This is a genomic window from Pseudoalteromonas sp. UCD-33C, assembly GCF_001306895.1.
GTDB lineage: Bacteria > Pseudomonadota > Gammaproteobacteria > Enterobacterales > Alteromonadaceae > Pseudoalteromonas.
In genome coordinates, this window is the sequence record NZ_LJTB01000002.1 from 1,068,365 (window position 1) to 1,078,217 (window position 9,853).

General features: G+C 41.1%; 7 protein-coding genes. 4 read left to right on the forward strand and 3 right to left on the reverse strand.

Annotation, left to right across the window (positions count from 1 at the left end):
- Positions 1–11: 11 nt before the first annotated feature.
- Positions 12–1,502, reverse strand: a complete 1,491-nt coding sequence (locus AOG26_RS08040) for a dipeptidase (RefSeq protein WP_054561976.1) — start codon at positions 1,500–1,502, stop codon at positions 12–14.
- 156 nt (positions 1,503–1,658) lie between these two features.
- Here AOG26_RS08040 and AOG26_RS20480 point away from each other — a divergent pair, with 156 nt between their 5' ends.
- The 4 genes from AOG26_RS20480 to AOG26_RS08055 all read left to right on the forward strand — a co-directional run bounded on the left by AOG26_RS20480 (position 1,659) and on the right by AOG26_RS08055 (position 6,729).
- Positions 1,659–1,805 carry a DUF2986 domain-containing protein gene (locus AOG26_RS20480; protein ID WP_064971746.1) on the forward strand — a complete coding sequence of 49 codons (147 nt, stop codon included), beginning with the start codon at positions 1,659–1,661 and terminating at the stop codon, positions 1,803–1,805.
- Between the two features lie 562 nt (positions 1,806–2,367).
- Positions 2,368–2,919, forward strand: a complete 552-nt coding sequence (locus AOG26_RS08045; RefSeq protein ID WP_054561977.1) for a hypothetical protein — start codon at positions 2,368–2,370, stop codon at positions 2,917–2,919.
- Complete coding sequence (locus tag AOG26_RS08050) at positions 2,919–5,786, forward strand: prolyl oligopeptidase family serine peptidase (protein WP_054561978.1); 2,868 nt, start codon at positions 2,919–2,921, stop codon at positions 5,784–5,786. Before AOG26_RS08045 ends, AOG26_RS08050 begins: the two co-directional genes overlap by 1 nt.
- A gap of 85 nt (positions 5,787–5,871) precedes the next feature.
- Positions 5,872–6,729: an AraC family transcriptional regulator gene (locus AOG26_RS08055; protein ID WP_054561979.1), complete on the forward strand. Its 858-nt coding sequence runs from the start codon at positions 5,872–5,874 to the stop codon at positions 6,727–6,729.
- Positions 6,730–7,188: 459 nt separating this feature from the next.
- Here the strand turns inward: AOG26_RS08055 and AOG26_RS08060 are convergent, their stop codons facing one another.
- Together AOG26_RS08060 and AOG26_RS08065 are read right to left on the reverse strand one after the other, a co-directional pair.
- On the reverse strand, positions 7,189–9,321 hold the full coding sequence (locus tag AOG26_RS08060) for a TonB-dependent receptor (RefSeq protein ID WP_054561980.1): 2,133 nt from the start codon (positions 9,319–9,321) through the stop codon (positions 7,189–7,191).
- A gap of 104 nt (positions 9,322–9,425) precedes the next feature.
- The coding region (locus AOG26_RS08065) for a universal stress protein (protein ID WP_160316764.1) at positions 9,426–9,853 on the reverse strand (428 nt) is incomplete at its 5' end.

Sequence of the window (9,853 nt, forward strand, 5' to 3'; positions counted from 1 at the left end):
AGTTTATAGAATTACATATTGCCTAGCTTAATCATCATTGCAGTGTACATTTTTAAGTTCAGTGCTAACTGCTCTTCAGTAATAAACTCATGCTCTGAGTGACCTGTGTACTTTTTACCTGGCATTGATGGACCAAATGACACCGCATTATCAAACAGCTTAGCATTTGTGCCACCACCAATTGACACAAAGCCCGCGTCTTTATCGCCGGTAAAGTGCTTAAAGATATCGAGTAATGCTTCTGCATGAGGCGCACCATCTAACAGCATTGGCGTACCAATTACCACTTTAGTGTCTTTTAACGTAACACCATTAGTGGTTTGCCAAGCGCTAAGCGCTTCATTAATTTGCTGCTTAAGCACCGCTTCTTGTTTACCTACCGGACGACGCATATTAATCGACAGTTTAATCTCGTTACCGTCGCGGCTTAATAAGGTTGGCGAAACAGTCATCGGGCCCATAAAGTCATGCTTATAACCAATTTCACCGAATTGCGCGCCGTATAAATCAAGGCCAATTAGCTGATTGATAAACTCAACTGCTTGACCATCGCTATTGTTTTCAAGATCAATACCTTTAAAGATTTCTGCAAGGTGCGCAATGGCATTTTCACCCGCTTCTGGCTCAGATGAATGCGCTGAAATCCCCTTCACTTGGACTAACAAGCCATTGTCTTGCTCAGTCATCGCCACTTTGACGTTTTTGAGCTTAGCGACATTATCGTGCAATTTAGCCACAGTTGCCGCATCAGCGTTATGTACTAACACACTGGCATCTTCAGGGATTTGGCTAACAAAGGCGCCGCCTTTTAAGTCACTAACATATAAGCCTGTTTGTGCTGAGGTCGCTGAGAAAGTCGGGGCAATTAAGCTCCAGCCTTTTTCTGCAACAACCACAGGGTATGAAGCATCAATAGTGACTGCGTATTTAGGTTGCTGATAGGTTTTCATGAACTCTTCGAGTGGTGCCCAATCAGACTCTTCTGCAAGGTAAACCATTAATTCAATACGGTTATTTAATGTAATACCCTTGTCTTTGATCGCCTTCATTGCATGCAGTGCAGTCGCAATTGCCCCTTTATCATCTTCTGTACCACGTGCAATTAGCTTTCCTGGCTCAGAGGTTTTATCCATTTTAAATGGACTTTGCTGCCATTTACTGGCATCTGCTGGTTGCACATCACCATGGGTTACTATGGTTACTTTTTCAGCTTGGTTACCCATGCCAATTAACACTGTGTAGCCTAAATCTTGATAATCAAAACCAAACTGCGCCGCTTTCATTTTTAAGAACGACTTAAAGCCAATGAAATCTGGGTTATCTGGAGTCGCTAGACCTTCTTTATTTACCGTTGGGTACGAAACTAAATTCTCTAAGGTATGAATTTGCGCTTGTTGATATTGCTCTACCGCGTAGTTAGCCAGCTTTTCACTTTGCTCAGACACAGCAGCCTGACTAGAGAAAGCACTTAATAAAAATGCAGCAAGTAATGAATGTTTCAAGATAAGCTCCAGAGTTTAACAAGGTTTTTAGAAAGTCGCCTTGATTGTAACGCTTATAACGCCGACATAACATCTCTAATTAAAGCAAAATAGATCGCTTAAAAATACCAACAAGGTACAATAGCCACTCACCCTATTAATTCGTTTGTTAGACTCATGAACCGCAGAAAAAAGATCTTCACTAAACTTAAGCAAAAAGATAAGCGTGCCAATGCAAAATTGCATAAAAGCAATAAACCGGCATATATTTCAAAGGCAGAACGCGAAAAATTAGCACAGCAAGAAGCTGAGCAGGAAAGTTAAAAATACCTAGTTGTCAGCGGTCAGCGGTCAGCGGTCAGCGGTCAGCGGTCAGCGGTCAGCGGTCAGCGGTCAGCGGTCAGCGGTCAGATTGTAGGCGCGATTTTACATCGCGCAATATAAAAAGATAACGCGCGAAATAAATTTCACACCTACATCAAAAAACGTGGGAGCGGCTTTAGCCGTGAATAAAGTAAAGCTGTTCGGCGTTAAAACGCCTCCTACACCGTAGGTGTCACGCTTGCTTAGCGCGTCTCAACCACCACACAAATAAAACACCCTCGCGCGAAATAAATTTCACGCCTACCACACCTCAATTCACATTTGTATCGGACACGTGATTTGACTTGCTAACTTTACTCTCGTAGCTAGATACTCTGGTTTTCAAACTGAAAGCTGAAATCTGACGGCTCATCATTCTCTTTGTCCACTCTGGTTTAGCGTGTAGAAATTTCACGCCTAGCAACTCAACTCTTTTCACACTCATTCACAAATTGTGCTTCACATAGTTCCGATTTTTGAGTATTTTAAAATTAATAAAATAACAACAATAAGATACAAGGGAATGAGAAGTTTATTGCTGCTTAGCTGTGCGCTTTTGTTAAGTGCATGCGCATCTAAAGTTACCAACATAAAAGAAGACCGAGACACACTATCTAAAGCCGATGAAGGCTACCTACTGATTGGCATTGAAACTAACCGCAGTTTAAAAGCCATTTATATTGATGGTCCAAAATCGCTTGTTCTTACGGCTAAGGACATTCGAAGTGGTAGCAATTATATTTTAGCGAATCTACCATTGGGTGATTACACCATCACACGCTTGAACTTAAGTCATTACTCATTTCTCAAATTTGATAACGATGAAGAAAGTTGGCAATTCACACTTGCCCCTAACAAAGTTAATTATGTTGGCCATTTAGACATAACAACTATAGGTTACTGGAACACACGCTCTCATATTGTTTTAGAAAACCGTAGTTCTGAAGCACTGCAATACATGGAACAAAACTTCCCAACGATTTTGTCCGGTCGCTCGCTAAATTATGGCGGCCCCGGCGAAGACTCATTCTTTGATTATTTGGAACAAACATTTTCGCAGCAGGAAGCAAAATAATGAAAAAGCTACTTATCTTATTATTTTTTATTTTTCCCTTGCATGCTGAAATGTTATCGAGTGAAGACTTAATGTATTCGCCCGATCAAAGCCAAGTTAAAGTATCGCCCAGTGGCCGTTGGATCAGCTTTTTAGAAGCGCAGGAAGACAAAACCAAAACTCTCAATATCATCGATATGGATTCGATGAAAATGTACTATATCGTCAAACTCGACAAGGATAATGATTTTTACAATTATCAATGGTTAACAGACGATGATATTTTTATCAGTGTAAAAAGTCGCGATAGTCACGATTTTGAAGTCGTCGTGAATGTTATTGAAGGCGAAAAAAAACCAAAAATTGAACAGCATAGAGTTAAAGCAAAAGGCTACATCGTAGATAGGTTACTCAGTGATCCTGAACATATCTTATTTGCTAAACCTGATAAGAAAAACACACTGCTTTATCAAGTGCCCTTAACAGCTTTATACAGTAATGATTACAGCTCTTATACTCCTATAGAAAAAGGTTTAAAAGGTGCCTATAGCTACTTCTTTGACGAGCACAAACAGCAGCTTTTTACTGCAAAATTTGATGAAGACGAAAAGAGTTTACAGTTTTTCTATAAGGTTATCGGGAGTGATAAGTGGATACCACTTTTTACACTCACTGACGCAGATTATCAGTTTTTACCAGTTGGATTTACAGACCAAGATCACCTTGCCGTCATTACCAACAAAAATACCGATAAGAGCCAGGTGAGCCTTTTTAATATCAACACACAAGAAATCACCGACACACTCTATGAGCACCCAAAATATGACATTCAGTCCGCTGAGCTTGATGATAATGGTAAACTTATTGCTGCCTCGTATATCAAGCATGGTAAATATACTACCGATTATTTTATTGACGCCTATGAGCAATTGCATAGCAAAGTTGCGGAAGCTTTAGGAGACGAACAGTTTTTTTGGGTTGATAGCTCTATCGATGGTAAGACACAAATTTTATTCAGTCACTCAGCCACCGTACCTGGCAAATACTATTTATACCAATCAGAAACAAATCACATGGAGTTACTGTTTTCTGTCGCCAAAAATAAAGACGCAACGTACGCTAAAACAACGTTTTTTAACTTTAAAGCCTACGATGGAACTAACCTAGAAGGTTACTTAACCAAACCTATTAACAACGATAAGCAGGTATTATTAGTGATGCCACATGGTGGCCCAATAGGTATTCGTGAAAGTGATGAGTTTAGCCCTGAAGTGCAATACCTTGCCTCTCGAGGCTTTACTATTTTACGTGTTAATTTCAGAGGCTCAGCAGGGTTTGGTAAAGAATTTTTAGAAAGCGGTGTTGGTCAATTTGGTAACCTTATCGAACAAGACATTTCTGCCGCAGTGGCACATATTCGTTCACAATATAGCTTTAAACATACCTGCTCTATTGGCGCAAGCTATGGTGGTTATTCTGCGGTGATGCTGGCAATTAAACACCCTGATATTTATGAATGCGTGATTGCAAGTTTTGGTATTTATGACTTACCTCTACTTTATAACGCAAGTAATATCGCTTTAACTAAAGATTATCAAGAGCTTATAGAACGTACGGTTGGTGAATATAGCCAAGATTTAAAAGATATTTCCCCCGTCTATCAGGCTACATCTTTAAAAGCCCCAGTTCTTATTATTGCTGGTAAACAAGATGAAATATCGGGCTTTGAGCAAAGTAATCGCTTTTACTATGTTTTAAAGCGTTTAGGTCATGATGTTGAAAAAGCGTTTTTCGAGCGTTCAGGGCATGGCCATCAGATTTGGTATTACGATCAAGTAGAAGCAGCTTTAGCTAACGACTTTCTTGAAAGAAAACTTAATCTAAACAGTACATTGACTAATTATACTGAATCAGAAAAGAAAGCGGTTCAACGTGATGCCATATTGTTAGCAGATACTTTTGACAGTAAGACTATAGAAACTGATCGTAAAAAAGAAAGCTTTGACTACTACCAATTAGCTGCCAACTTAGATCATGATCGAGCCATGTTTAATGTCGGTAGTTATTATCATCGTGGCGATAATAGGCCTATTGATATTAAAAAAGCTATTGAGTATTACAGCCGCTCGGCGGAATTAGGCTATGAGAATGCAAAAGAAAGACTAAGTTTTATCTATTCCTACAGCTTACTTGTGGAGCCTGACTTCAAAAAAGCTCAAAAGTACTCTCAAGAACTTTATGATAAAGAGCAAACTGTTAAAAACGCATTTAACTTAGCAGTAGTCAATTGCATTGCTGATATTAAATTTAGAAATACAGAAAAGTGTTTAAGCTTAATAGAAGAGTATGCTGAAAAAGTTGGCAGTAACTCAAACGGAGAAGTTAGAGAGCAGATAGCCCTGCTGATGCTGGAAGGTCAATATTCGACTCAAGAACGAGAAAGGCTTCAGAAAATAATTAAAAAACTGTATGGACTTGATTATCCAAATGCGATTTTAGAGTTAGAGCGGGCTGGATTATTTAAACTAGTTTTATCTGAAAAATTTAATGGCCGTTCTAGTGTCGAGCAACTCAATGAAAATACGGAATTTTCATATACACTGAACGAAAAACAGCGCTTTGGAATCGAGTTTTCAATGAACCGCGAGGGTATTGATAATCGTAAGGATCGCTTGGTTATATTTACCAAATGGCACTTCAAACCAAGCTCTCCTGAAGAAAATGAAAATGTTTATTACCAAACTTTATGGGGCAGCCCTCTTGATGAATGGTCTACCTACCGCACTTTAGATGAAACATCGACTCCAGGTACGTGGACACTAGATGTAATGGGAGCAAACCAACAGTTGCTCTATCAAAACACCTTTAAAGTGACAGCTATCAACTAAACTCAAAATGCGCAATTTCAATCAGGTAACGACTTAGGGGCCATGGCAAACTGGCCCCACTTCTGAAAAGCATTAACGAGTAACCATGAAAACGAAGCAACAACAACGCATTGAGTTAGTCTGTGACTACATTAGCCAGCATCTTGATGAACCTTTATCACTGGAGACACTCAGTGAGGTGGCATGTTGTTCGAAATATCATTTTCATCGTTTATTTGTCGCTGGAGTTGGCCTAAGCGTTACCAAATATGCGCAGCTTGCGCGTTTAAAGCGTGCCTCATTTCGACTTGCATTTGAGCATCAACTTAAAATTATTGATGTTGCATTAGAAGCGCAATTTGATAGCCCAGAAGCATTTAGTCGTGCTTTTAAGCGCACCTTTACGCAATCGCCAAGCGAATTCAGAAGCAAACCAAACTGGCCTAATTGGCACTCACAGTTTGAATTTTCATTACCTGACAAAAAGGTTTGCCCTATGAATGTAAACATTATTGATTTTAAAGCACAGCCGGTGGCTTTATTAACCCACCTAGGCGCTGCTAATACCCTGATGAATACCGCTGCAAAATTTATTGAGTGGCGAAAAGAATCAGGCTTTTCACCTGTTAAAACCAGTAACACATATGGGATCCCGTATAGCGATCCGGCCACCACTGAAGACCATGCATTTCGTTTTGACTTTGCAGGCAGTATCACCTCACCGATTACTGAAAACCCGCAAGGTGTGCGAAATGGTGAAATTCCAGCAGGACGCTGCGCCGTAGTTCGTCATAATGGCTCTCATGACACCATTAGCGATACAGTTTACTACTTATACCGTGAATGGCTGGTGCAAAGCGGCGAAGAAGTCAGAGACTTCCCTTGCTTCTTTCATTACCTCAACCTCATCCATGAAGTTGATGAATGTGACCTGCAAACGGATATATATTTGCCGATAAAATGATTGCGAGTTTCGAGTTTCGAGTTTCGAGTTTCGAGTTTCGAGTTTCGAGTTTCGAGTTTCGAGTTTCGAGTTTCGAGTTTCGAGTTTCGAGGCAAAGATTGTAGGCGCGATTTTTATATCGCGCAATACGCAAAAGAAATTTCACGCCGTTATCAGCCGTAGGCGTCACGCTTGCTTGGCGCGTCTCAACCATCACACAATACAAGCACCCTCGCGCGAAATAAATTTCACGCCTACGACAGCTTATTTCACATTTGTATCGGACACGTGACCTGACTCGCTAACTTTACTCTCGTAACTAGAAACTCTGGTTTTTAATCTGAAAGCTGACAGCTCGTCATTTTCTTTGTGAAGATATTTTCGGCACTAAAGCCCCCCCCTACGAGCTAGGCCTTTGGTAAAGACCTGTAAGCAACACCGTTCAGCTTCAAACTGACAGCTGAAAGCTGATAGCTTTCTCTAAAACCTATAACTCACACTGGCATTATACGAGCGGCCTTGCCCTGCAAGTTGCTCAAAACCATTACTCATATCTTGCTTGTAATTAGCAATGCTTACACCGCCAAGTGGCTGTTGGTAATATTCATCAAGTAAGTTAGTAATTGCCAACTTAAAGGTTAAATTTTGCCACGTTTTCTGACTTGAGATAGCCAATAGCTGATAACTGTCGGTTTGGTTTTCTAAACGGCGCTCATCAACATGGGTTTTACTATCAACCCATTGCCAGCTCAGTGCGTTTTGCCAGCCTTTGTATTCGTGCTCTAGGCTCAGCTCAGTGTGCAGTGGCATAATTTGATATAAGTCTTCATTGCTATCATCACGCTCGCCATGAGTACTGGTTAGTGATCCTTTTAACTGCCACTTTCCTGCTTGCTTTGTGTTGTAAAGCTCTACCAAGCCCGCCAGTTTTGCACCGTAAAGAGTGGCATCTAAATTCGTAAAGGTAAGAATATTACGCTTGGTATGCGCCATGTCAGTGCGATTAAAGCTTTTAGTCACTTCAGCATCAATATAATCATTTACTTGCGTGTACCAAACATTTGCCGTTACTTGCCAGCTATCGTCTTTGGCAAGTTTGGTGTAGCTAGAGCTCAATGTGTGAGCTGTTTCGGCTTCTAAATCTGGGTTACCAATATAACCATTACCATCGCCAAACCAACCAATCATGGTGGTTGCCATCGTACCTACACCCCAGCTGTAACGCTCATATAAATTAGGTGCGCGGTTTTTACGAGCTAAACCAAATTGCAGCTCATCGTTATTCGATAATTGATAGCGAGCAAGTAAGCTAATATCAACTAAGGTGTCGTCACGTTTACGGTCTAATTGGTTAAATTCCATCGCAGCTTGGGCGTCGGTTTTTGACATCTCCATCATTGAGCCCATATTAGCCATACCGCTCATGCCACCTTCGTTATAGGCCTGCACTTCGCCTGTATCTGTGGTGACTTGCTCAATACGAACACCTGCCGACACCCACCATGCTTGGTTTACTTGGTTTTGGTACTCAGCAAATGCAGCAAGGCGGTCACGTTTGCCATCGTTAATGTTTACGTATTCATTTGGGCCCATCATCATTGACCCTGCAACCTCCGGCCACCAATCATCAATTCGATAACCGTAATATTCTTGCCCTAGCATTAATGATGACTGTTTTGATAAATCAGTGCGCCAATGAACTTGATAACTGTAATCTTGTGCATCGGTATTCATTGGCATCATGCCGGTTTTCTCATTACTGAAAAAACCCATTTCGTGTTTTACATCATGCGCATTCACTTGCACCTGCAAATCACCACTTTCAAGCTCACGTTGATACTGAGCAACGAAACCATAGCTGGTGTTATCGGTCATATCCATGTATTGATTTGCAAAGCCTTGGTAAGGAATTTTTTGATGCGTCAGTTTAACAACAAGCTGTTGTTTATCATCACGAATAGCGCCCGTTAAAGCATGATTTTGCACTCGATATAAGGTATCAAGTACACGCTCACCATGCCCATCATCATAGCTGTTCGCATCTTCAAAGCTGCCTTGGTAAGACAAGCTAAACTGTTTGCTCGCAAGGCTTGCACCTAGCGCGTATGCTTGGCTGTCGTTAACTCTCTTATACTGGGCAGTAACATAGCCTGCGCGCCAGTTCACTGAGTCTGTATCACTAAATTCAGGGGCAATCGTATTTACTCTAATAACACCGGCAATATTATCACCGCCACTGCTTACCGGTGATACACCAGCAACAACACTGTAAGAGGCAATTTGGTTTGCCGACACATAAGAGAGTGGCGGGTTCATTTGGTTAGCACACGCTGCTGTGACATCAGCACCATCAACTAAAACTTTAACTCTATCGCCCATCATGCCGTTCATCACCGGCAAGTTAGACACCCCTCCAGCCGCAGAAAAATCAACACCTAAATCTTTTAGTAATGCGTCTGCAGAGCCAACTAATTGATGGTTATTTTGGGCATGACCTTGTACTTCTATCACTTCAATAGAATCATCAGCAAAGGCCGAAATACTTAAAACACAGCTAAGTGCTGCAGCAATTTTAGAAAATAAAAAACCAGGGCGAGAAGATTGCGTGTTCATAACTCTTTTAAAATCAAAGCAAATAATTAATGACGCCGATTATAAAACTCATTAATTAGTCTGAACACGTGACATATTGTCGCACCCTGTCACTGGTAAATAACTTAGCGCAACACCACTAAAGGAATACGGCTATCTTCAAGCATTTTTAAGGTCGTGCTGCCTAAAAAGAATTGTCGCCATTTAGAGTGACCAAATGCGCCCATCACCATTAAGTCAACGGCGTGGTCACTTTTATATCGCCACAGCGCTTGGTAAACATCGCCATCGAGCATGCGCGCTCTAACATTAAAGCCGTTTTCAGCCAACCTAGCTGAGGCAGTATCGAGTTTGTCTTGGCAGTGACCGTCTTGTTTATCAACCATCACCAAGTGGCAATCTAAGCCGGCTAAAATACCGCCATTGATAATTTGTGTAATTGCTTTGTCGGTACTTTCGCTGCCATCATAAGCCAGCATAAAGTTTGTAGGCTCATGAAATTGCGGTGGCACAATCGCAACCGGGGTATGCACCTGACGGATCAGCGTTTCAA